The following is a 23,849-nucleotide window of genomic DNA, read 5'->3' as shown; positions in this document are numbered from 1 at the left end:
TTCTACCAACGATAATGCGAGAAGGCGCGGTTGGCCTCCGCCATGCGATGCGTGTCTTCCCGCTTCTTTACGGCGTTGCCGCGGTTGTTGGCGGCGTCCATCAGCTCCGCCGAAAGCCGGTCGACCATGGTCTTGTCGTTGCGCGCGCGGGCGGCCGTGATGATCCAGCGAATGGCAAGCGCCTGGCGCCGCTCCATGCGAACCTCGACCGGAACCTGATAGGTCGCGCCGCCGACCCGGCGGGAGCGAACCTCGATCGCCGGCGCGACATTCTCCAGCGCCTGCTTGAAGACGCCGAGCGGCTCCGACTTGGTCTTTTGCCCGATGATGTCGAAGGCGTTGTAGACGATCGTCTCGGCGATCGACTTCTTGCCGTCATACATGATCGAGTTCATGAACTTCGTGAGAATGACGTCCCCGAACTTGGCGTCGGGGATGACTTCCCGCTTTTCGGCGCTATGGCGGCGCGACATCTTTTCTATGCTCCGTCCAAATTAAACTTCAACGCTGGGCGAGTCTGTTCAGTTGCGTGATTTCGACCAGCCCAAAATGTCGAAACAAGCTTACTTCGGCCGCTTGGCGCCGTATTTCGAGCGGCGCTGCTTGCGGTTCTTGACGCCTTGCGTATCGAGCACGCCGCGCAGAATGTGATAACGCACGCCGGGCAGATCCTTGACGCGGCCGCCGCGGATCATGACGACCGAATGCTCCTGCAGATTATGCCCCTCGCCCGGGATATAGCCGATCACCTCGAACCCATTGGTCAGGCGCACCTTGGCGACTTTGCGCAAAGCCGAATTCGGCTTTTTCGGCGTTGTCGTATAGACGCGCGTGCAGACGCCCCGCTTCTGAGGCGAGGCCCCTAGATGGCGGGCCTTCTCGCGATAGGTCTTTTCGTGCCGCGGCTTGCGGATCAATTGACTGATCGTCGGCATGCTTGTTCTTTCTAATACAGTCCAAATCTTCGCAGTGGGGCGGAGCCGGCCGCTCCAAAATCCCGCATTCGCCCAAATCTAACGCACGCCCGTGACCGATCAGCGTTTTACAGACGCAAATAAGTCAGCGCCAACAGCCGCTTAAGGCTTCTGGCGCTGGGACTTGCGCAGAGGACCACGGCACGCGAATGCTGCGGTCTTGCCTCCGAGCGATCCAAGGCCAAGCCCTGGATCTATAGTGTGACTATTCAGTCGCTGAATCCGACAGCGTTTAGGTTTGAAAGGTTCAGGACGCGACGTCCCGAAGAGAAAAACCTACTGCCTGTCTGAGGTGGGCGGAACTTAGTGACGTCGCGTTAGCACGTCAACCCCTTCTCGACACGAAAAGCAACGGTTTTCTCCTCGGTGAGTTTTCGGCGAAGCGAAAATCATCCAACGGCCATGCTTAGGCATTGGCCTTATACTCACCGCTCATCTTGCTTGCTCGATCTTCGTAAGGCCGCCCATATAGGGGCGCAGCGCATCGGGCACCGCGACGGAGCCGTCTTCATTCTGGTAATTCTCCAGCACCGCTACGAGCGCGCGGCCGACGGCCACGCCCGAGCCATTGAGCGTATGGATGAATCGCGTCACCTTGGCGCCTTCGGGGCGATAGCGGGCATTCATCCGCCGCGCCTGGAAATCGCCGCAGACGGACACGGACGAAATCTCGCGATAGCGGTCCTGCCCCGGCAGCCAGACCTCGATGTCATAGGTTTTTTGCGAGGCGAAACCCATGTCGCCGGTGCAAAGCGTGACCACGCGATAGGCGAGCCCCAAGCGCTTCAGCACTTCTTCGGCGCAGCCAAGCATACGCTCATGCTCGGCGAGGGAGTTTTCCGGCGTCGTGATGGAGACAAGCTCGACCTTGGTGAATTGATGCTGGCGAATCATGCCGCGCGTATCGCGCCCCGCCGACCCCGCCTCAGCGCGAAAGCAAGGCGTGCAGGCGGTGACGCGGATGGGGAGGTGTTTTTCTTCCAGGATCGATTCGCGCACGAGATTGGTGAGCGGGACTTCGGCTGTGGGGATGAGGCCAAATCTATTTTTTCTAAGCTTTGTCTCGAACCCTAGCAGCGCCAATTGTAAATCAAGCGTCGCCATTCCTTCAGTTTCCTCCCACAATCCCTCCTGTTTATGGAAATTTTCGCCAGAAATTGCCCAGAATAGATCTTCCTCGAGTTTCGGCAGTTGCGCCGTGCCGAACATAGCTTCCCCGCGCACAAGGATCGGCGGGTTCACTTCCGTATACCCATGCTCGCCCGTGTGCAGATCGAGCATGAACGCCCCGAGCGCACGCTCCAATCTCGCCAAAGGCCCCTTATTCACGACAAAGCGCGCGCCAGAGATTTTCGTCGCCGTCTCGAAATCCATCAGGCCGAGCGCTTCGCCTATGTCGAAATGCTCTTTCGGCTGGAACGAAAAGCCCGGCGGTTCGCCGACGCGGCGAAGCTCGGGATTGTCGTTTTCATCTTTGCCATAAGGAACATCTTCAAGCGGTAGATTAGGAATTTCGGCTAAGGCCTTGTCAAGAGCGGTGATAGCGTCGCGCTCCTCGGCCTCGAAGGTCGCGAAGCTCGTCTTCAGCTCTGCGACCTCACCTTTCAAGGCGTCCGCGCGGGGAAAATCCTTCGCGGCCATCGCCTGGCCGATTTCCTTGGAGGCCGCGTTGCGGCGCTCTTGCGCGGCCTGCAATTTGGCGATCGCGGCGCGGCGGGCGTCATCGAGCGCCAGAAGCTTTTCGGCTAGCGGCTCAAGCCCCCGCCTCTGCCGGCCCTTGTCAAAGACGTCAGGATTATCGCGAATCCATTTGATATCGTACATAAAAACTCATTCCATTATAGGAAACGCCCTCATCCTGAGGAGCGGGCGAAGCCTGCGTCTCGAAGGATGAGCTCGCTAGGCTCCTAAGGCGCCCTCGTGGTTCGAGACGGGTCTTTCAGACCCTCCTCACCATGAGGACTTGGCCGCCCGCGCGGCGTTGCGCCTCAACTCCCCGTGGCCTGCCCGGCGGCTTTCTCCGCAGCGCGGCCCTTTTCGATCATGCGGACAGAGACGATCGAAAGCTCGTAGAGGAGCAGCGCAGGGGCGGCAAGCGCCAGCATCGAAAATATGTCGGGCGGCGTCAGGATCGCCGAGACAATAAAGACAAGCACGATCGCGTAGCGCCTTTTGCTGCGCAAAAATTCCGAATCGATGATTCCGACGCGCCCGAGAAGGGTCAGGACCACCGGCAGCTGGAAGGTGACGCCAAAGGCGAAGATCAAGGTCATGATCAGCGACAGATATTCGCTGACGCGTGGCAAAAGCTCGATCTGCGCCCGGCCCGGCTCCTTGGCCTGCTGCATGCCGATGAAAAAGCGCAAGAGATTCGGCATGACGATGAAATAGACGACAAGTCCGCCAAGCGCGAAAAAGAACGGCGTGGCGAAAAGATAGGGCGCAAAGGCTTTGCGTTCATGCCGGTAGAGGCCGGGCGCGACAAAGGCGTAAAGCTGCGCGAAAATCACCGGGCAAGACAGGAAGGCGGCCGAGAAAATCGCAACCTTGATCTGCGTAAAGAAATATTCCTGCGGCGCCGTATAGATCAGCCGCGCGTCCGGACCCGCGACATGTTCGAAAGGCACGACAAGAATATTGTAAATATCCTTGGCGAAATAGAAACAGACAAAGAACATCAAAAGGAAGGCGATGAGCGCCTTGACGAGCCGCGACCGCAGCTCGATCAGGTGATCCATCAAGGGCGCCTTGGTCGCCTCAATATCGGCGTCGCTCATCTGATGAGGCTCGTCTCAAAAATCATTGCGGCGGGATCCTCGATCGCTGCAGGCGGCGGCGCGCAAAGGATGGCGGCGGGCGGGCGGATTAGGCATGCGGAACGTGCGAGCTTAATAGAACCGGCGCGCGGGGAAAGTCACGCCTGATCTTGCACGTTCGAGCCCCGCGCCTTCGATTCATCCGCATCGGCCCGGCGCGGCGGCGACCGCATCTCAGCCTCGAGCGCAGTTGCGAGCGCCTGCATCTCCGCCTCGACGCCGCCCGCCGCAACCGGCTCCGCATGCGCAGGCGCCTCAGTCGCCTCTTCCGCCTCGACGGGCGCGGGCGCAATACCCGCGGCGAGCAGGGATTCCCCTCCCTCTTCCTGCGCTTCAGGCAAGCGCGGCAAGTCAATGGCGTTCAAGGATGCGCCCGCCGCTTGAGGAGCCGCAAGAGCCGGCGCATCAACCGCACTCGTAATCTGGTTCTTCAGCTCGGCTACCGGATTAAAATCCACGTCGACCTTGGCGCTGTCCGCGAGCTTCGCCACGTCCGCCTTGATGTCGGCTATATCGGCCTCGCGCATGGCTTCCATGAACTGGCCCTGAAACTCGGCCGCCATGCGCCGCATCTTGCCAACCGCCTGGCCAACTTGGCGCAGCACGCCGGGAAGCTCCTTCGGTCCAATGACGATCAGCGCCACGATCCCGATGATGATGAGTTTGCCGGCGTCGAAATCGAACATAAGCGGAGGTCACTCGGGTTTGGCGTCGATGATGGGGCTCGAGAACAATCTCCGTCCCTTCGCGCGCCGCGTTTCCCTTTCAGGACGCGCATAATTCAGTTCACACGGCCCCCCGGCGCGTGGAAACCAACTAAAGTCCAGGCGCCGCGGCTTGCGAACTGGGGGCGAGTCCTGCTCAGCCAATCTTGCGCGTGTCCGAAACCTTGGCCGGGTCGGCGATCGGCTGATGATCGATGCCGCGAATCGGCGTCTCGCCAGACCGCAACGCTTCGGATTTTTCGTCGTCGTCCGAAAGCCCTTTCTTGAAGGATTTTATGCCCTTGGCGACGTCGCCCATAATATCCGAAATCTTGCCCTTGCCGCCAAATACGAGCAAAGCTACTGCTCCGACGATAAGCCAGTGCCAGATCGATAGACCGCCCATCGCGCAAACCTCCATGCGAAAGCCGACGGCGCCGAAGCCGCCTTTGTCCCGAGAACCTATGCGCCTGCAAGGGCAAAAACAAGAAATGGAATGCGAAATAGGCCGCGATCTTGCGATTTCAAAGCGCAGTCAATTGAGGCATATTCCGGCGCAAAAATTGCTTATGTGCCGCGGAAGAAATGGCGATATGCCGACCACGCTGATAACCGATTGAGAGGATTTGATGCCGCTTTACGTTTACAATTGCCACGACTGCAATGCCGAGTTCGAGCTCTTGGTTAGGTCTTCCGACGTTCCCGCCTGTCCGTCCTGCGGCAGCGAGAAGTTGCAGCAGCAGGTCGCCAAGATCTGCGTCGAAATCAAATATCCGGCCATAGCGAAATCTTGGCGCCGGCAGGCGGCGAAAGAAGGCGACCTCACCAATTTCTCCAAGAAAGAATTGCAAACGAAGAAAAGCTAGCGCCCGGTCGACGAAGTCATTGGCGGCGGATCATGTTTCCAATTCAAATATGCCTCCGAGAGCATATTTGAATCTGGCCGCCGCGCTAACCCGGCGTCGCGAAGCAGCCAGACTTCCACCCATGGATCGCGCGATCAAAATTGCACATGCAGCCGCACAGCGCCGATCGAGACCGGTCCGCGCGCATAATTGTCGGCGGGGTTGGCGATAAATTGATAGTCGAAGGTGAACGTTGCCCAATCCGTGAGGCCGACCAAATAATAAGCTTCAACGATTTGCTCCGGCCGGTAGCTGATCTGGCCGTCGCCGATGTTGATGCCAAGGCCGCCCGCTCCAAGGAAAGCGCGATAATTGCCGGAAAGGCCGTTCACTACGCCAGCCAGGCCAATCCTGTCATTGGGGCGTCCCCATGAAGTTCCCTTCAATACGCCGCCGAACGAGGCGCTCTCGTCAATGTCCGTCCAGGCCATGATCTCGGTCTGGCCGCTCCGCCAACTCAGCCGCGCGAACAGGCCGAGATCATCCGTAACAGCCTGTTCGACATTGGCGATAAAGCCGAATTCCGACCGAGTCTTGCGCGTCGCCGCAATGTCCGGCGCATTGGAATCGAACGCCGGATTGGAAAGGAACGGATTGGTCAAAGTCGCCGCGAAGCTGCCGCAATAGCACTGGCTTTCCCAGCCGGTCAGGCGAAACTTTCCGGCCGATCCAAAAAGCGCGTATCTATCTTCAAATTCGAGGAGATATTGGCCGCGCTGAAAAATTCGCGTGTCGAGATCATTGCCGTTGGGAACGTCGGGCAAGAGAAAATATCCGGCCCGAAGCGCCCAATCCTTCTGGTTGAGCTCAACCGCCGCGCCCCATGTATAGCCTTTCTGGTCGGCTGCGTAATCGAAGGCGCCGCCGTCGATCAGCGCCCAGTTCATGAAGCTCGATCGCCCGTCATGCGCATAGGCGTTGTTGTCGAAAATATCAGGTATGGAGAGCTTGCCGAAAGTGATGGTCACCCGCGATATGTCAGCCTTTTCGGCGACTTGATTGGGGCCATCCGGCAAATCCTCCTGTTCGCCTCCCAGGCCGAAGATGTGGCGCAGGAACAGACGCGACGTATTGTAATGAGGGAAATCGAACCCAGCCTTTTGCGCTTCGCCGTTCGGAAAGCCCGCTAGGCCCTTAGTTCCGCTGAGACCGAAGCCTTGGAACGGCTCGGGATTGAAATAGAACTCTGTGCCTTCAAAAGCCTTGTATCCCAAGAAACCGGTCACGCTGAAGGTCTCGCGCGACTGATAGAAGGGATAGAGGCTTTGCGGCCCTACATAGGGAGAACGGAACGGAGGGGTGCCCTGCCCGATAATCGTCGATTGGGCGTGAATGCTCCAATTGTCGAGATTGGGGAGAATGCCGCCCGTTGACGCCGGAGCGCCGGAATTATCGGCGAATCTATAATTCAGGCCGAGTTGGACCGTCTGTAAGGAGAGATTGGAATTGTAGCGTTCGCCGGCGATCGGAAAAGAGACCCCGGCGCGGGCGAAATCCATAAACGAATATTCGAGTTTCGCGCTCCAATTCGGCGTCAACCGGACTTCCACGCCGCCGCCGACAGTCCAACCGGGACGCCAGAAATAAACGCCATCGACGTCGCCGGCCATGTCCGTGCTCATAACCTGATCCCGGTCATAGGCGAAGCCGCCCGCGCCGTAGATGAGCCAATCGCCGGACGCGTAGCCGATGCGGCCGCGCACGGAGCCGAAGATCTCGATTCTGTCGTTGAGGACGGATGGCCCCACAGCGGAAAATATCGCCGGCAGGTTGCTATGCATCTCATCGGGGAAAGAGAGTTCGGCTTCGAGACCGAACATGATGCCTGAAGGAGTCACATGGTTGTAGCCAGCCTGAAGGCCGCCAAAGACCGGACCGAATTGGCCATCCTCGCCATAAAGGCCAACCGCCCCCGAAGCTGGCCAGCCCGGAGGATTGGTTAGATAAGAGGATGTTCCAAAGGCGTAGCCGACATGGCCGCCAAGATAGAAACCCTCCCAAGGATTATTTGACGTGGGGGTCAGATCGGCGGCGAAAGCCTGACACGATAATGTGATGCAAGCCGACAAAGTAATAAGCGCGCGACGCCGCACAAAAGCCTTCTCGATCCGGAGCATCGCGGCGTCCCCCATATTTCATGCCGTGATACGAACTCTCGCAAGCATGAAAGTCATGGGATGTATTTTTGTCAATAGAACGAAGCAACTTTAGAAATAGTATAAATTGAGAATACTAGCTAATGTGGTCTCAAGGACACACTGATATTATATTTTTGCAAGCCGCGAGCTAGCGGCTGATCGAGAATCGTCAACCGGCTGTTGTCGGACTTATTGAAAGCAGCGGGCGCCGCGCCGCCTCGACTTGGCATGCGTCATTGAAGCGTCGAGAACATCCTTCATCAGTCTGGACAAGACAGGTTCAGGATCCGCAAAAATCAAAACATGATGAATGGATGGCTGACACAAGATCAGGATTCCCCCGATGACGTGAGGCTTTCCCAATGTCAATGATCATTCAAGAGCAATCGCGCTGGTTGCGCGCCCGAATACTCTTGCAATTTTATTTGAAATCCGGGAATCGATGCCCGCCGCAAGGCTTCCTTATTCTCGTTTGAAGCCTGTCATTCAAAGAAGCCTCAATGCAGCAAAAGAAAAAGGCCTTCGAAAAGCCGTCTCCGACAGCTCCGGGCAGAGCTTTCGGTCTGCCGCGCCCGGCGCAGTTCGCGATCCTATTCATCGTCGTCGCTGCGATCGCTTGGGCCTGGTTTTTCGGTCCGTTTCGCACGGCGAAGGAACAGGCGCCGACCGAAAATGCCGCGCCCGCCGAAGCCGCCAGCTTCACGCCGACGCCGCAACAATGGGCGTCGATGCGGACGGCGACAGTCAAGGAGATGGATTTTCTGCCGCAGCGCCAGGCTGAAGGGAAGATCGCCGTCGACGATCACTTCGCCACTTCGGTCTACCCTCCCTATAATGGACGGGTGACCGCAGTGTTTGTCCGCGACGGCGACTATGTAAAGCAGGGCCAGCCTCTGTTTCGCCTGGACTCGACCGATCTCGTGCAGGCGATCAACGATGTCGTCGCGGGCAAGGCCGGCGTCGCGAAAGCGCAGGCGCAGCTCCTTTTGACCAAGACGGCCGAAGACCGCGCCCACCAATTATACCTCGCCAAGGGCGGCGCCTTGAAAGACTGGCAGCAGTCGCAGGCCGATTTGACCGCGGCGCAGAATGATCTGAAATCCGCCGAGATCGGGCTGGCCGCCGCGCAGGACCGGCTGCGCATCATCCGCGTCCAATCGGGAGAGACGGAGACGGAGGCGCTGACGCGAACCACGCCCGAACTGAACGTGCTGGCGCCGATCAGCGGCCAGGTTCTGATGCGAAAGCTCGGCGTCGGGCAATATATCAGCCAAGGCGCCACCGATCCGATCATGCTGATTGGCGATCTGTCGACGGTTTGGCTGACCGCCAATGTGCGCGAGACCGATGCGCCCTATGTGCGCGTCGGGCAGCCGGTCGAAGTCCGCGTGACCGCCTATCCCGACAAGGTTTTCAACGCGAAAATCACCTTTGTCTCGCCCACCATCGACCCCAATACGCATCGATTGCCGATCCGAGCCGCCGTGCCCAATGAGGAAGGCCTTCTGAAGCCGGAGATGTGGGCCGATTTCCGCATCGCGACCGGCATCGGCCGCAAGGGCCTCGCGGCGCCGGAGCAGGCCATCGTCTTTGAAGGCGATTCCGAGCGGGTCTGGGTTGCCGACAAGGACCATAGGCTGACGTCGCGCGAAATCCGGACAGGGATTATAAATAGGCCGAATGTCGAGGTTCTTTCGGGACTGTCGGCGGGCGACGAAGTCGTCACCCAAGGAAGCATCTTCATCGATCGCGCCGCCGCCAGTGATTGACGACGCTGAGCTAGCCCCCGCCGCCCGCCGCAGGAATTCGGACACGAGACCGACATGAACGGACTAATCGCTTTCGCGCTAAGACGCCGGATCCTCGTCGTCGTGCTGCTTTTCGGCGTTCTCGTCGCCGGCGGGGCCAGCTTCGCCAATCTTAATATTGAAGCCTATCCAGATCCTGTGCCGCCTCTGGTCGATGTGGTGACGCAATGGCCCGGCCAGTCGGCCGAGGAGATCGAGCGCTACGTCACGATTCCGCTGGAGGTCCAGCTCGCGGGCATTCAGCATGTCACGGTTGTGCGGACCAGTTCGCTGTTCGGCCTGTCGGACGTAAAAGTGCAGTTCACCTATGACTTTACCTACGAGGAGGCGGAGCAAAAAGTATTGAACCGGCTGTCGCAGCTATCGCCGCTCCCGGGCAATATTCAGCCGACGATCTCTCCAGCGAGCCCAACCGGCGAGATCTACCGCTATCGTTTGAAGGGACCGCCCGGGTTCAGCCTGACCGATCTCAAGACTCTGCAAGACTGGGTGATCGAGCGACGCTTCCGGGCGGTGCCTGGCGTCATCGACATCACCGGCTGGGGCGGCCTCACAAAGACTTACGACGTCACGATCGACCTCGCGCGGCTGCAAGCCTATAATCTGACGCTTGCGCAGGTGTTGCAGGTTTTGAACAACAGCAACATCAACGTCGGCGGCCAGACGCTCAATATCGGTCCGCAGGCCGCGGTGGTTCGCGGCGTGGGGCTGATCCGCTCGATGGACGAGATCCGCAACACCGTTCTAGCGCAGAACGGCAATAGCCCCGTGCTGGTCAGCGACGTCGCAACAATCAGCGTCGGACACGTGCCTCGCTTAGGGATCGCCGGCCAAGACCATGACGACGACATTGTCGAGGGCATTGTGCTGATGCGACGCGGGGCCGAAACCATGCCGACCTTGCGCTTGGTGGAGGCGGAAGTCGAGAAAATGAACACCTCGGGCATTCTCCCCCCTGGCGTTCGCCTTGTGCCCTATTACGACCGAACCGACTTGATCGACGTCACCACCCACACGGTGCTGCACAATATCGTCACAGGCATTATCCTGATCTTTCTGGTGCAGTGGCTCTTTCTCGGCAATTTGCGCAGCGCGATCATCGTCGCCACGACCATTCCCTTCGCCCTCTCTTTCGCCCTGATCGTCATGACGATGCGCGGCGAATCGGCGAATCTCTTATCCGTGGGCGCAATCGATTTCGGCCTGATCGTCGATTGCTCTGTTCTGATGGTGGAGAATATTTTCCGCCACTTGGTCGAATGGCGGCATGGCGACCGTTCGCCTGGACCGCTAGGATGGGAAATCGACCGGGTCGGAAACACGCTCCCCGGGCTACCCATCAGGATGGCGGTCATCCATGCGGCAGGCAATGAGGTCGGCCTATCGATCTTGTTCGCGGTCGCCATCATTATCGCCGCCTTCGTGCCGCTGTTCGGCCTCGGCGGGATCGAGGGGCATATTTTCTCGCCTATGGCGAAGACCTACGCCTACGCCTTGCTTGGCGCCGTGATCGCGACTTTCACCGTCTCTCCGGCCCTTTCCGCCCTGCTGCTGCCGGAAAACATCAGCGAAAACGAAACGGTGGTCATGCGCGTGCTTCACGCGGGCTACGGACCGCTGCTGCGTTTCGCGGTCGCCAACCGCGCTTTGACTCTCGGCTTCGGCGTGTTGCTGGTTGTGCTGAGCGTGCTGGCCGGACGCTCGCTGCGGCTCGAGTTTCTGCCCAAGCTCGAAGAGGGCAATCTGTGGATCCGCGCGACCATGCCGATCTCCATTTCGCTGGACGAGGGCAATGGCTATGTCAACCGAATGCGTGTGGCCATGATGAGCTTTCCGGAAGTCGTCACAGTGGTGTCGCAGCACGGAAGGCCGGATGACGGCACGGACACATCAGGTTTCTACAACGCCGAATTCTATGTGCCGCTAAAGCCGCCGGCCGATTGGCCCAAAGGCGTCACCAAGGAAGAGTTGACCCAAGATGTCGTCGACAAACTGCAGGTGGAGTTTCCCGGCGTCGATTTCAACGCCTCGCAGAATATTCAGGACAATGTCGAGGAGGCCGCGTCCGGAGTGAAAGGAGAGAATTCAGTCAAACTATTCGGCACGGACCTGACGCAGATGGAGGCGACCGCCAACAAGATCAAGGATGTCCTGAAGACCGTCAAGGGAGTTACCGACCTTGCGGTTCTGACGTCCCTTGGGCAGCCAACGGTGACGATTGACATCGATCGCCACAAGGCGGCCCGCTATGGGCTTATGCCTGGCGACGTCAATGCGACGATTCAGACCGCGATCGGTGGTCAGGCCGCCGGCGACCTCTATGAGCATGGGAGCGATCGGCATTTTCCGATGATGGTCCGTCTCGCCCCACGCTATCGGCAGGATCTCGACGCCATTCGCAACATAACTATTGGCGCGCAAGGGCCGAATGGCCCGATTCAGGTGCCGCTCAGCGAGGTCGCTGCCATCAAGCTGACATCCGGCGCGGCCTTCATCTACCGCGAAGGCCAACAGCGTTACATCCCGATCAAGTTCAGCGTGCGCGGACGCGATGTTGGCAGCGCGGTCCTGGAAGCTCAGAAGAAGGTCGCTGAATCGGTCACCTTGCCGTCAGGCTCCCGGCTCGAATGGGTCGGCGAGGTGGAGAACCTGCAAGACGCCCTCCGACGTTTGACGATCCTTGTGCCGGTGGCCATCGGCATGATCTTGCTGCTGCTCTATGGAATGTTTGGAACAGTGCGCAACACCCTGCTCGCCGCCAGCGTCATTCCTATGGCTGTCGTTGGCGGGATTTTTACGCTGGTGCTTACCGGAACGCCGTTCAGCGTCTCGGCGGCCATCGGCTTTGTAGCTCTGTTCGGAATATCCGTCATGAATGGCGTGATCGTTTTATCCTATTTTCGACGCGTCAACGCGTTTGGCCTCGAACGTCGGACGGCAATCATTCAGACTGGCACGACCTTGCTTCGCCCGGTCGTGATGACATGCGTCGCGGCTTGCGTCGGCTTGCTGCCGGCGGCTGTATCTACCGCCATTGGCTCGCAGGTCCAACGCCCCCTCGCTCTTGTAGTCGTCGGCGGCATCCTTCTCGCGCCCGTGCTCATTCTGGTCATCCTGCCGGTCATGATCGACGTCTTCACACCGCTTGGGGCGAACGAGGCGCTCGGCGATGTTGCGCCAGAGCCGGGGGAATAAGCGATGGGTCGAGAGAAAACTTGCGCGCGCCCCGGGCAAGCGGATGTAACTGGCCGCAAGCTTCAGATCAGCGCCGCCGCCGTAGGCGTTCCGATGATCTTGCTGTCGGCCTGTGCGGTCGGCCCCAATTTCGAGCCGCCGCCGGCCCCGGAGGCGACCGGCTATACGCCGGAGCCCTTGGCTCCTCAGACCGCCGCCTCGCCTGGGCCGGAGGGCAAAGCGCAGCGTTTCGTGCAAGGCCTCGACATTCCTGGCCAATGGTGGGCGGTGTTTCATTCGCGTCCGCTGAACGATTTGATCGAGGACGCGCTGAGGCATAACCCCGATCTGCAAGCGGCCCAGGCCGCATTGCGCGCCGCCCATGAAAACACCGAAGCGCAAAAAGGCCTTCTCTATCCGCAGGCGTCGGCCAACTTCAACCCGATTGGCGGCAAAACGGGCGAAGACGTTGCGCCCATACTGAGCAACAACTCAGTCTTTTACAGCCTGACGATAGCCCAAGTGTCCGTCTCCTATGCGCCAGACGTCTTCGGATTGGTCCGGCGCGGCTTGGAATCGCTCGAGGCTCAAACCCAAGGAGAGCTCTTCCAGCTCGAGGCCACCTATCTCACGCTGACCTCCAATGTCGTCGCGGCGGCGATCCAGGAAGCCTCATTGCGCGCGCAGATCGAGGCGACGAAGAAGATCGTGGCGATTGAGACCGACCTGCTTGGCCTGCTGCGCCGTCAATTGAGTTTAGGCCAGGTCGCTGGCGGCGACGTCGCGCTGCAGGAAGCCGCTTTGGCGCAGGCGGAGGAGACGCTGCCCCCGCTCGAAAAGCAACTGGCGCAGCAGCGCGATCTCTTGACCGCCCTCGCCGGGCGTTATCCAAGCGCTGAAGTCGCGCAAAAATTCACTCTTGCTTCATTGAGGCTTCCGCGCGATCTGCCCGTTAGCCTTCCCTCGCAACTCGTCGAGCACCGGCCCGACGTGAAGGCCGCCTCGGCCAATTTGCATTCCGCCAGCGCTTTGGTCGGAGTCGCCATCGCCAATCGCTTGCCGGTCATCAGTCTGACAGCGGACCTTGGTTCGAGCCCGGCTAATTTGGCGAATTTGTTTAGCCCGCCAACCTTCTTTTACACGCTGGCCGGCAATGTCACGCAAACCTTGTTCGATGGCTTCACTTTGTATCACAAGCAAAAGGCCGCCGAGGCCGCGCTTGAGCAGGCTGAGGCGCAATATAGGAGCACGGTCATCACGGCGTTCCAAAATGTCGCCGATTCGCTGCGCGCCTTGCAGGCGGACGCACGCGCGCTCAAAGCTGCGAATGCGGCCGAAGCGGCGGCGCATACAAGTCTCGAGATCACGCGCAAGCAATTGCTGCTCGGAGAGGTCAATTTTCTCGCCCTGCTGACGTCGGAGCAAACCTATCTGCAAGCTGTACTGGCCCACGCTCAGGCGGAAGCCAATCGATTCGCAGACACGGCGGCGCTGTTCCAAGCACTCGGCGGCGGGTGGTGGAACCGGAACGATGTGGCGACGACTGCCAACGCCGACTGAGCCAACAACCCAACCGCCTTTAACGTCGGAAGTGGCGGAGCCGCCTCGTTGAACCGAGGCCCCGCCGCCAACTACAGACAATCTCACTTGATGCGCTCGGCGGTAGCGACCGGAGCCTGACGGAGCTTGTTCAGGCGAGCATTAGACGGAACATTGACTGCCAATTCCGTTTGCACATGCGAGCAACTGTCCCCGCCGCGCTGGGCGTAGTATCCCTGTGAGCCGCTCAAAGTAAGCTGGAACAGGGCCCCACCGCATCGACATGGGCGCCGAAACATCCGCGACTGCCGCTGAACGCCCCCTCAATTGCGCCCCGCCGCTTAACTCGCCGAAGCGCCGCACGCAAATGCTTTGGTCTTGAGCGCGCGGCCGCTACGCCCTAGCACGCAAACCAACGGTCCCTTTTAAGGACCGTTGGCTTTGGCTTGAGGCAGTTTCCTCTAATAGTGCCAGATCAGATCCATCGAAGCGATCCCGATGGCATGTCTAGTGCCGTTATCAAACGCCGGCTTATCAAGCGAATGATAATACGCCATTTCGGGACGGATCTCGATCTGAGGCGAAAACCAATGCTGCCAGCCAAGCGCATAGTTGTTGTAGCGCGTCGGGAAGCCCGTGCGCTGGCCGTTGATGTCGTCATAGAATTCCGCCCGCAAGGAGATATTGTCCAACGGAGAGAACTTGTAGTTCAGATAGGCGAGCACGCTCCATTCCCGCGCCGTGCACTGAGTCTGCCCGCTTAGCTCATAAGGGCAGACGGCTTCGAACGGCGTGTTGGTCGGCCGAAAATACGCGAAAGGCGTGTTTCCATAGCCTTGTCCAACATCGAAAACGTTCTTCTGATACATGTAATAGGATTCGATTGAGATGTGCCAGTTCTCGTCAAATTTGTGGTAATAGGTTCCGCCAAGCCATTGAAGATTGTTGTAACCCCAATGTCCGTTGTTGAAGGCGTTGGCGCAGAGGTAAATGTTGTCATAGGCAGAGTCGTTCTCCCATTGCACGCAGCCCGTATAGCTCGGCTGCGTGCCAGGGTCCCGCGCGCCTTGATAGCCCTGAAAGCCGGTCGCCGGATTGATGAGCGAAACATATCTCGAATTCCACGGAACCGTTTCTGTGCCGGCGGAGATGCCGAATTGAATCATCCAGTTCTTGGTCAGCTTAAGGGAGGTCAAAAGACCAGTATTCGTGTAATTGTCGAGCCCATAGGTCATCGAATGTGAGTACATGTAATTGTTAGGCGCAAGCTGCGCCTCAATGTCGGGCACGGAGATGTAGCGCCCTAGACGAAACTCAAGGCCCTCGAAGATCTTCACGTCGCCAATCCTCGGGACATAAAGTTCCCCATAGACCATCGGCATGTCGTAGCCGACAAAATGGTTGTGATATAGCAACTGATTACTGAAAACGCCATAGGCGGTGGTGTAGCGGTAGTTCTCGCCGTAGATGCCGCTTATGCGAAAACCCCAGTCGACATGGTCCTGCTGCACCGTATCAGGCACGCGTTCGATATACATCACGGCTTGATCAAGCTGTAAAGTATCGGGCGTATATGAATAGGCGGCAGGGGCGTTGGCGGCGTAGCCGCTATGCGCCGTGCTGAAATTGCCGCCGACGTCCACCCAGCCATAAATCTGGATATGGGCGTCCTCCAATGTCTTCCCTACCGGATTATCCGTGCCGATCGCCTTCATCAAAGGACTATCGACCGCATTGGGCAGCGAGCTGCCGATATAGTCCACTCCGCCTGCGGGCCATTCCGTAAATGGGTAGGGCGGCGTGGTCTCCGGCACCGGCGGCCACGGCGCGGGCCGACGGCTCGGTGGGCTCGGTGGCGCGTTCGGGTCCACCGGCGCTGCCGCCAAGCCCCATTCGTCACCATAGGCATGGTAGAGCCGCGTAAAGAAGTTTGATTCCTCAGGCGCCGCCACCGGCGCTGGATTCACGTCCACCGCAAATGCGGGCGCCGCGGCGCCAAGAAAAGCCGCCGCCAAGCTCGCTCGACAGGCGGCCTGATATCGTATGACCATTGCATTCCCCTTTTCTCGACCGAACCTAGCGCCCGCTTGATCGCGCGTCGCGCAGTGCTGCGGCCCATTCGATTAAATTCGATCAGGCGCGTCAGCGGCGGCCCAATAGCGCCGGCCGTTGCAGCCATCGACTAAATCGGCTGCCTCGCTGTTGGACCTGGAGCCCTTCGTCCCATACGAAATGGCTAATCCTGTCCTTACAACTGTAGACACATGTAGAAAGGGTCAAGTGGGGTTAAATCGCATTTCGCTCAAGATGTGCAACCAATGCCGGTGTGACGCAAAAGTGCAACACCCACGGTCGCCGCTTGTATGATGAGCCGCTTTCCGTCCGGCGCCTCTCGATCTGACGAGATGATCAGCGGGCGCAGGCTATGGCGCCGCACTCTACACGAGCAAAGCGCTATGCTGCCAATGTCGCACTAGACGCGGACTATCTATCCCGCGGCCGCTGTGGCGAGATCCATCCCTGTTGCAATCGCGTCGAACGCGCCCAAGCGAGATGAGACGAGACCTGAGATCTTGACCTTGACGCATATAAAAATTCCATATCTGATTTCGATTATATTTATCAGTAACGCATATAAATTTCTGCGGCGGTCATGAGCGGCGCATAACGGTGCTGACTGCGAACTGCCCTTGCGATCGCTTGGCGATTGTTCTCGAGTAGCGTTTGACGCAACCGATTTCGCCTTTGTCATAGAATGACGCGACGCGCTGCGGAAATGCCCTATATTTTGGCAGTCGAGTCAGTTGCGCGTCTCAGTCGAGAGAGTCGCTATTGTTTAGTTCACGCGGCGACGGATGTTTCCGTCTCGCGCCAATTGCAATTGTGCGGCGCTGCGTCGGGGAAGAGCGTGTAGCGGATGCCGACCAAGCCCAAAAGAGCAAGGCGTCTGTACCTGCCCGGCGGAGCCGACGCTACAGCTCTCGCGGCCAAATCAATTTGATCCAGCAAGCCAGACCCGGGGGTCGTGGAGCCCGCGCGGAAGTGTGCAGCCAGGCTCGCGAGCATAGCATCAATCGATTGGAGAACCGACGCCGGCAATCCGTGTCTTGCGTGACGCAATTCTATGATGTTGAGGCCGACCCTGAGCTCCCCGAGAACATCAACCGTCTGGAGCTCTCCGTCACGATCAGCCGCAGCAAGCATCGGCGCGAGCAGGCTGAGACGGTCCAGCATGAGCGCGGCGAAATGCGCCCGATCGCCTTGGCCCCGATGCTCCGCGGCTTCCGCCAAAGTCGTCCGGCTTGCCTCAAGGAGCCGCCGCATGCTCCATTCGGCGCCGGCCGATCGCGCGAGCTGGAACACGATAGTCACGAACCAGATGCCGCCGAGCAACGCTAATCCCGAATTGGCGACATTAGCAAAATCCGCGCTGTAGTTTTCCTGGAGGGCGATTAATGTCGCGCTCCAAAGGCTCAGCGCCATGCTGGCGTAGGCTGTGGCTGGTTTTGTCGCAAGCAGCCCGAAAAATACGAATGCGGGTCCGAGCGCTACAACCAGCATCTCGAAATCCTGGACGCGCGGCAAAACCGCGAAAAGATAGCCGATCGTCACCATCACCGCGACCGCGGACCAATTTGCAAAAGTGCGAATTGTGGGGACGGGATTATCCTGCGACGCAAATAGGCAGCACACGACAGACGCCACCATCGCGGCTGTCGGGCCCTCTGGCCAGCTCGTGACGATCCAGAACCAACACAGGCCGCTCACACAGATGAGAGCTGCGAGAGCAGAAAGAGCCGCCCGCCGGGGATCGCGATGCCGTATGTCCGCGACGCCTGCCTCCGTCTGAAATGAAAGCGGAGCCAGCAGCTTTGCGGCCCCAGTCTCGATCTGCTCCTGCAACCGCCGACAATCTTGGCGGATGTCCATGAGGTCCTTCAGACGAAGGAGCAGGCTCGCTATCATGAACTCGCGCGGGCCCGATCGTGAGTCGAGCGTTAGATCATGATCAGCGATTGACTTACGCAATTTTTCTGCCGTCTCATGGCTGATTTCTGTTCCGTTCTGCACAGCGATCCGAAAATCGCCAATCAGAGTCTCCAAGTCCGGCGCGACGGACCCGCCATGGGCGTCGAGAGCGCGCATCTTTTCGGCTAAGGACGAGTTGACCGGAAGCAACATCAACATGCGAAGACGCAACATCCGCATCGCGCGCGCCGCATGTCTTTGACTTGATGTGTCAAAGGCAAGATGGGCGGACAGCAGGTCAAGCTGGGCGGCGTCCGTCGCCAAACGCAAACGATGTTCGCGTGAAGCCCGATCATCCTTTTGCTTCGAAAGGACGTTGCAACTCCAAAGATCGGCGTCCTTCAGCCAGTTTCTGAGACGTTCGGCGACGACCGGCCCGACAGTGGATGGAAAGACAACTCCCGAAACAGCGCTCGCACATAAGATCCCCAAGGTGATTTCCTCCAAGCGGGCGAGCGCGGTATCGAAGATCGTCCCCGGCTCGGTCACAGCAGGAAAGCCGATGATCCCGGCCGTGTAGCCGGCCAGCATGAAGACGTAGCTGCGTGGACTACGGTCAAGCAAGGAGACATATAGACAGCTGGCGACCCATATAGAAATCGCAAGGCTCAGCAACTCTGGCGCATTGACGAAATTGGGCACGAGAGCCACGCTCACGATCGCGCCAAGAACTGTGCCGCAAATACGGTATGCCGCCTTTGAGCGCGTCGCCCCTGACAGTGGCTGCGAACAAATATAGACGGTCGCCACAGCCCAATAGGGACGCGGCAGATCCATCCAAAAGCCGATATACAGAGCTATAACGGCCGCCCCGAATGTCTTGAGGGAGAACAACCAATCCCGAATGCTGAACGGGGTCATGTCCCGGTCGATCTTTCTACACGCTAATTTCAACACTTGAGTCGGAAGAGGCGGGCCAGGGCCCGCCTCTTTCATGTCATGGCGCGTCATTGTGGTCGCTTAGGTCGACTTCTAGTCATGTGCATCTTGTTGATCCAAGTTTCGCTTAGCGTTGAGTCCGCCACACAAACAACGAGCCGTCATTTCAAGCGGGGACGTTATGGCTGCGGATTGCCCGGGCCTTCCGGACGAATCGGACTTGCGCCGAGACCAAGACGATCGCGCGTTCCAGACACATCGAAGCGGCTGTGATCAGATCCTAAAGACTGCTCTGCAGCCGTCGAATTGTATAGGGAATAATAATCCCTCTCATGATGCGTGTAGCGGTCCTGCGCCCCCGCGACTCCAATGCTGGCGACGAAAGCGGCGACGGCTAGAGGGATTCGAAAGGTTTTCATTTTCTCCGTTCCTGGTGCTTTTTGACAACCGGCTTATCCAGCTACCAGGAGAAATTTAGGACTTAGGAGCCGTTGTGATAATTGGCCGCTGCTGCATTTCAATCTCTTATCGCCGACAACAATTCTGAGCGTCGCGGGACTGGCCCGCTTGCGCCGGCGTGGTCTGTATCAAGATAGGCATGAAGAATACGGATCAAGACGAGAAACGACCGCCAGTTCACGCGAGGGCCCGCGAGGCGCCGCTTACGAAGTCGATGAATAGCCTGATCTTCGGATCGCTCGTTGCATGACGGCCAAAGATCAGCGACGCCTGGAGTTCATCGGCGCCATGCCAGTCCGGCAAGACAATCTTCAATGCGCCGGCCGCCACATGGGGATTGATGAGCAGCTCCGCCAGAATTGCAAACCCCTCCCCTCGCAAGACATGATTGAGAATGACCGAGGCTTCGTTCGACGCGATGCGGGGCGTGAGCGTCACCCGCTTCTCTTCATTGCCATTCATGAAGGAATAGACGCTTCCGGCTGCCGGAACATCAATATTGGAAGCCAGAAATACATGTTCCTCAAGGTCCGCAATCGATTGAATCGATGGGGCTCGCTCGAGATAACCGGGCGAAGCGACAATGCGGCGGTTCCCTTGCAACAAATGGCGGACCACATAAGCAGAATCTTTCAGAGCCCCTATCCGCAGGGCGACGTCGAATCCGTGCTCGATAAGGTCCAATGGCTCATTATTCAAGGTCAGATAGACTTGGACATCGGGATAAAGCGTCTGGAAGGACGACAACATTTGGTCGATTATGATGAGTCCCAATGCGTAAGGCGCCAGAACCCGCAAGACGCCTGATGGCTTCGCATTGTGGCTCTTGGCGACGAGTTCAGCCTCATCGATCAACATGAGGCCGCGAGCCGCGCGTTCATAGACCTTACGGCCGGCTTCGGTGACGGAGACGCGTCGCGTGGTTCTACGCAGGAGTTCTATGCCTAAGCGATTCTCGAGATCTTGCACTTTGCGGCTGGCGGTCGCCGGCGGAATGCCGAGTTGGCGAGCGGCGGCGACAAAGCTTCCGCGTTCGACGACGCGAACGAAGGTGATCATGTCGTCAAGCTTTTGCATTGCTTATCCAGGATCCAACATGGTTCTTGTCTTCGCCGGCCTTGCACTTGAACATAACGTGATTTGGCATGAAAGCGATTGCGCGCTGCAGCGCCCAGATGCCCGGCGACGCTCAAGGTAGTTTGGCAGCCGTGTTTCGGAAGAATTGCGCTATTTTTGCCGATAAAGGCTCCGCCTCTTGCGAATCTATGGCGACGGTCGCGGTTCTGCCAGGGAGGAGCGAAACCTCGCGGGGCGTTTCTGTGAGGGCGATGCGCACTGGCACGCGTTGGGCGAGCCTCACCCAGTTAAACGTGGGATTGACATTTGCGACGAGATTCGCGCCGGCGCTTCGTTCGCGATCCTCGATCGCCGCGGCGATGCTTTCGACGCGTCCGGTCAAGGGCCGGCTCTCGCCCATCAGGTAAATGGTGACCGGATCGCCGACCCGAATACGCGGCAGCTTTGTCTCCTCGAAATAGCCCTCGACATGTAAACTGTCCCTGTCAACGAGCGCGAAAACGCCCTTTCCGGCGGAGACGTAAGCGCCGGGCCTGAGTTCGAAATTCGCCACCGTTCCGTTGACGGAGGCGCGAACCTCGGAGCGCGCGAGATTGAGCTTGGCGAGGTCGCGTTCCGCGACAGCCTGTTGGTAGGATGCCGCGGCCTGCTGCTGGGTTGCGACGATCTGTTCGAGCTTCTGCTGCGACACGACCTTATCGCTTAGCTGACGATAACGATTGAGATCGCTGGTCGTCTCGTCAACAGCGGCGCGGCGGCCAGACACCACCGCCTCCGCCTGTTGGAGCGCCAACACAAAGCGATCCCGATCGATTCGGAAAAGGACGTCTCCTTTCGCAACCACTTGATTGTCACGCACCAGAACTTCGGACACGAGCCCGGATACGTCAGGAGCCACGGCAACGACGTCGGCGCGAACCCGGCCGTCTCGCGTCCAAGGCTCTTCCGTATAATAGGTCCAGAGCTGCCAAGCGGCCACGGCGGCGACAGAAAGCATGATGGCCGTCACCGCGAAACGGCCGAGGAAGGAAAGGAGGCTTTTCATATCACAGAGTGAGCGAAAACAAATACGACGCAACGCAGAACGAAAACAAACAGCGCCAGATCAAAGAGGGCGGCGTGCCAGACCAACTTGTAAAATCCGCATTCCGCAAGTAGACGGCGAATGCCCGCGCTCAGCGCAAAGGCGCAGGCCGCCCACATCAGCAACCCAGGTATGAATACCCCATAAAGGTCGATTTCCTCGTTCATCTGCAGTTTTGGAGCCTCAACGTTTATCTGGGCCAGCGTAGCGACCGACCCACAGGATCAGGCCGTAAACAAGAAGAGCGCGCCAGAGCTTGGCCGTGTCTTTTTTGGCCGCCCTCAGCGAGAGCAATCCGGCGCGCATCTTGATCGCAGCGAACAAACGTCGAGCCATCCGGCCGATACGTTCATAAGTTCGCGACATGATGGAACTTAATCGCTGCTGGCTGGGGAAATTAGCCAGCAAGAATAAGGTTCATTATGCCATTTCCGACAATAAAGCTGCGTTCGTTCAAGCTGGAGGATTGAGGCCTCGAACGGGAGCTGAGAACTTGGACTGGGTCAGCGGCGCCCTGTCTGTCTGCTGCTTTCAACGTGGAGGGAGGCTATTTTCAGAGTTTCGGCGAGCCAAGGCGCCATTTCGCGATTTCGCTCGGGGTAAGGATACGCAGACCGTCGAACGAACCATGTTCTGCGGCATGGACGAGGCCTGGACTTACGCCCATCATTGCACTGTAGCGCTCAAGAACTCCCGCCACTCTGCCATCGTCGAAGCGACGGCGTCGGTCGCCTGCGACATCGCCGGAATCAGCGCCGGACTCGTAGGCGAACATACGATGGAGGCCGACTCTGCTCTGCCGCGGGATCACGCGCGTTTTCGCGCCCATGAGAGCATAGACGCAAGCCGAAAAGCAGCTCGCGCCGCTGAAGCGAATCGGGCCGCCATCGAGACGTGGCTCGGGGCGTCCGACCACAGCGGAGACGCCCATGCGACGAAAAATCTTGCCGAGCTCCATAGCCGCCACAACCTTGCCGCCAGGCGAGTTGATGAAGATGACAGCGTTCGGATTGCCTCCCGGAGAGTTTCCGCGGACGAAATTGACGAAGTCGCCGGGCGTCCGGTCGGCGATCTCACCTTCGGCTGTAATCACCTCCGGGCACGGGCCGGCGCATTGGCCGGTCGAGCCTAAACGGAAAGTCATGGCGTCTTGCGCTTGGACGCCTTTTGCAAGCGCAACCAGAGCCAGGACGGAAATGAGAAGCATTACGCGCGGCACAGGGAGCCTATAGCAAAACGGCTTGTGAAGGGAAAATCCATTTAGCAGTGATCCTTGTCAATCATTTGGCGTTGGAACGCGAACTGGTCCAGGCTTTACGATCCATACAGCGCTGACCTTACGCAGCTCGTCAGGGTCCATCGATGGGATAGACGCCGCCGAGCACCTCCTCGAAATGTCTCTTGACGCTCTCGTTACATAGGCACGAGCGCGCTTGCAACGCCTCGAAATTGAGAATCACGATCGAGCCTCGCTTTATTTCCAGGATTTGTTCGGCCTTGAAAGTCTGCATGGCCCGGCTGATATAGCTGCGACCGACGCCCAGCATCCTTGCGAGCTGCTCTTGGGTCAGCAGCGCGACGTGGTCGCCGGTGCGCTCCATCGCCGCGATGATCCATTTTGCCGCCCTTTGTTCGATCGAATGGATCGCGTTACAGGCGGTCGATTGGAACACTTGCGCTAACAAGCAATCCGCATAGCGAGCGAATAGATGGTGAAGCGTAGATGATTTCGCCTTCGCGGCCTCAAGAGAGTTGACGCGTAGGCGAGCAAATGCTCCGGCGTGTTTAACGACGATCCGACAGTAGGCAGGAAGATGCCCTGCGCTGACAATGCCGCCGACCGCTCCCTCACGACCTACAAGAATCGCCTCAACGTCGCGGCCGTCCTCGTTGGTTACGAGCATAGAGACCAAGCTAGGTCCGCACGGAAAATGGACGGTGCCAACATCGTCCCCGGGACTATAAAGCAACTCATTTGCCGAGTTCCGCCCAAGTTCCAGATGCGGCGCGATAAGAGCGTAGTCGGCCTCTCGCAAAGCGCGCAAAAGATTGTTGAAGGGCCGATCAGACGATCCTGCCGGGACTCGCATTTAATGATGTCCGCGAATTTGCTCTTAAAAAGGCGTCTTTCTTATGTTCACAAGTGAACAGACAAGGCAAGCGCGATGTGCCAACTTAAATCTACAGTGACTCTTAATCCTATTGCGCCGGCGGCTATGGGGGGACGGTCTTTGTCAAAACGGCAGTCAGCTCCGCAGCGCGA

20 protein-coding genes are annotated in these 23,849 nt (G+C 58.6%); 4 read left to right on the top strand and 16 right to left on the bottom strand.

The annotated features are described in order from the left end of the window. Nucleotides 1-2: 2 nt before the first annotated feature. From rpsG to RZS28_RS16395, 6 genes are all read right to left on the bottom strand, one after another. On the bottom strand, nt 3-473 hold the full coding sequence (gene rpsG / locus RZS28_RS16420) for a 30S ribosomal protein S7 (protein ID WP_407338806.1): 471 nt from the start codon (nt 471-473) through the stop codon (nt 3-5). Between the two features lie 90 nt (nt 474-563). Beyond that, the gene (gene rpsL / locus RZS28_RS16415; RefSeq protein WP_407338805.1) at nt 564-935 is read right to left on the bottom strand and encodes a 30S ribosomal protein S12; all 372 of its coding nucleotides are present in this window, start codon (nt 933-935) and stop codon (nt 564-566) included. A 471-nt stretch (nt 936-1,406) separates the two neighbouring features. Next, nucleotides 1,407-2,798, bottom strand: coding sequence for a serine--tRNA ligase (gene serS / locus RZS28_RS16410; RefSeq protein WP_407338804.1), 1,392 nt, complete (start codon nt 2,796-2,798; stop codon nt 1,407-1,409). Nucleotides 2,799-2,962: 164 nt separating this feature from the next. Next, nucleotides 2,963-3,751: a twin-arginine translocase subunit TatC gene (gene tatC / locus RZS28_RS16405; RefSeq protein ID WP_407338803.1), complete on the bottom strand. Its 789-nt coding sequence runs from the start codon at nt 3,749-3,751 to the stop codon at nt 2,963-2,965. Between the two features lie 137 nt (nt 3,752-3,888). Further along, entirely contained in the window at nt 3,889-4,476 is a 588-nt protein-coding gene (gene tatB, locus RZS28_RS16400; RefSeq protein WP_407338802.1) for a Sec-independent protein translocase protein TatB, read from the bottom strand. A 175-nt stretch (nt 4,477-4,651) separates the two neighbouring features. Beyond that, nucleotides 4,652-4,900, bottom strand: coding sequence for a twin-arginine translocase TatA/TatE family subunit (locus RZS28_RS16395; protein WP_407338801.1), 249 nt, complete (start codon nt 4,898-4,900; stop codon nt 4,652-4,654). Nucleotides 4,901-5,123: 223 nt separating this feature from the next. On the opposite strand from RZS28_RS16395, the gene RZS28_RS16390 reads away from it, so the two are divergent. Beyond that, nucleotides 5,124-5,360: an FmdB family zinc ribbon protein gene (locus tag RZS28_RS16390; RefSeq protein ID WP_407338800.1), complete on the top strand. Its 237-nt coding sequence runs from the start codon at nt 5,124-5,126 to the stop codon at nt 5,358-5,360. A gap of 134 nt (nt 5,361-5,494) precedes the next feature. Here the strand turns inward: RZS28_RS16390 and RZS28_RS16385 are convergent, their stop codons facing one another. Next, nucleotides 5,495-7,531, bottom strand: coding sequence for a carbohydrate porin (locus tag RZS28_RS16385; RefSeq protein ID WP_407338799.1), 2,037 nt, complete (start codon nt 7,529-7,531; stop codon nt 5,495-5,497). A gap of 506 nt (nt 7,532-8,037) precedes the next feature. On the opposite strand from RZS28_RS16385, the gene RZS28_RS16380 reads away from it, so the two are divergent. The 3 genes from RZS28_RS16380 to RZS28_RS16370 are packed head-to-tail and all read left to right on the top strand — an operon-like array spanning nt 8,038 to nt 14,079. After that, nucleotides 8,038-9,306, top strand: coding sequence for an efflux RND transporter periplasmic adaptor subunit (locus RZS28_RS16380; protein WP_407338798.1), 1,269 nt, complete (start codon nt 8,038-8,040; stop codon nt 9,304-9,306). Nucleotides 9,307-9,360: 54 nt separating this feature from the next. Next, nucleotides 9,361-12,540: an efflux RND transporter permease subunit gene (locus RZS28_RS16375; protein ID WP_407338797.1), complete on the top strand. Its 3,180-nt coding sequence runs from the start codon at nt 9,361-9,363 to the stop codon at nt 12,538-12,540. Between the two features lie 3 nt (nt 12,541-12,543). After that, a complete protein-coding gene (locus RZS28_RS16370) occupies nt 12,544-14,079 on the top strand; it encodes an efflux transporter outer membrane subunit (protein WP_407338796.1) in 1,536 nt (511 codons plus the stop codon). Nucleotides 14,080-14,519: 440 nt separating this feature from the next. Here the strand turns inward: RZS28_RS16370 and RZS28_RS16365 are convergent, their stop codons facing one another. The 9 genes from RZS28_RS16365 to RZS28_RS16325 all read right to left on the bottom strand — a co-directional run bounded on the left by RZS28_RS16365 (nt 14,520) and on the right by RZS28_RS16325 (nt 23,676). Further along, nucleotides 14,520-16,109, bottom strand: a complete 1,590-nt coding sequence (locus tag RZS28_RS16365; protein WP_407338795.1) for an outer membrane beta-barrel protein — start codon at nt 16,107-16,109, stop codon at nt 14,520-14,522. Nucleotides 16,110-16,899: 790 nt separating this feature from the next. Beyond that, nucleotides 16,900-18,948: an FUSC family protein gene (locus RZS28_RS16360; protein WP_407338794.1), complete on the bottom strand. Its 2,049-nt coding sequence runs from the start codon at nt 18,946-18,948 to the stop codon at nt 16,900-16,902. A gap of 197 nt (nt 18,949-19,145) precedes the next feature. After that, nucleotides 19,146-19,385, bottom strand: a complete 240-nt coding sequence (locus tag RZS28_RS16355) for a hypothetical protein (RefSeq protein WP_407338793.1) — start codon at nt 19,383-19,385, stop codon at nt 19,146-19,148. Nucleotides 19,386-19,602: 217 nt separating this feature from the next. Beyond that, nucleotides 19,603-20,502 carry a LysR family transcriptional regulator gene (locus tag RZS28_RS16350; protein ID WP_407338792.1) on the bottom strand — a complete coding sequence of 300 codons (900 nt, stop codon included), beginning with the start codon at nt 20,500-20,502 and terminating at the stop codon, nt 19,603-19,605. A gap of 112 nt (nt 20,503-20,614) precedes the next feature. Beyond that, complete coding sequence (locus RZS28_RS16345) at nt 20,615-21,547, bottom strand: efflux RND transporter periplasmic adaptor subunit (protein ID WP_407338791.1); 933 nt, start codon at nt 21,545-21,547, stop codon at nt 20,615-20,617. Continuing rightward, nucleotides 21,544-21,753, bottom strand: a complete 210-nt coding sequence (locus tag RZS28_RS16340; RefSeq protein ID WP_407338790.1) for a DUF1656 domain-containing protein — start codon at nt 21,751-21,753, stop codon at nt 21,544-21,546. Before RZS28_RS16340 ends, RZS28_RS16345 begins: the two co-directional genes overlap by 4 nt. Nucleotides 21,754-21,769: 16 nt before the next feature. Next, nucleotides 21,770-21,994, bottom strand: a complete 225-nt coding sequence (locus RZS28_RS16335) for a hypothetical protein (RefSeq protein ID WP_407338789.1) — start codon at nt 21,992-21,994, stop codon at nt 21,770-21,772. 145 nt (nt 21,995-22,139) lie between these two features. Next, nucleotides 22,140-22,793 (bottom strand): hypothetical protein, encoded by a 654-nt coding sequence (locus tag RZS28_RS16330; protein WP_407338788.1) that lies wholly within the window; start codon nt 22,791-22,793, stop codon nt 22,140-22,142. Nucleotides 22,794-22,935: 142 nt separating this feature from the next. Next, a complete protein-coding gene (locus RZS28_RS16325) occupies nt 22,936-23,676 on the bottom strand; it encodes a Crp/Fnr family transcriptional regulator (RefSeq protein ID WP_407338787.1) in 741 nt (246 codons plus the stop codon). Nucleotides 23,677-23,849 lie beyond the last annotated feature (173 nt).

It is taken from the genome of Methylocapsa polymorpha (assembly GCF_045689225.1).
In the GTDB taxonomy this organism is placed as follows: domain Bacteria; phylum Pseudomonadota; class Alphaproteobacteria; order Rhizobiales; family Beijerinckiaceae; genus Methylocapsa; species Methylocapsa polymorpha.
Note: the sequence above shows the minus strand (reverse complement) of the source record. Positions and strands in the feature narration are given on the sequence as shown.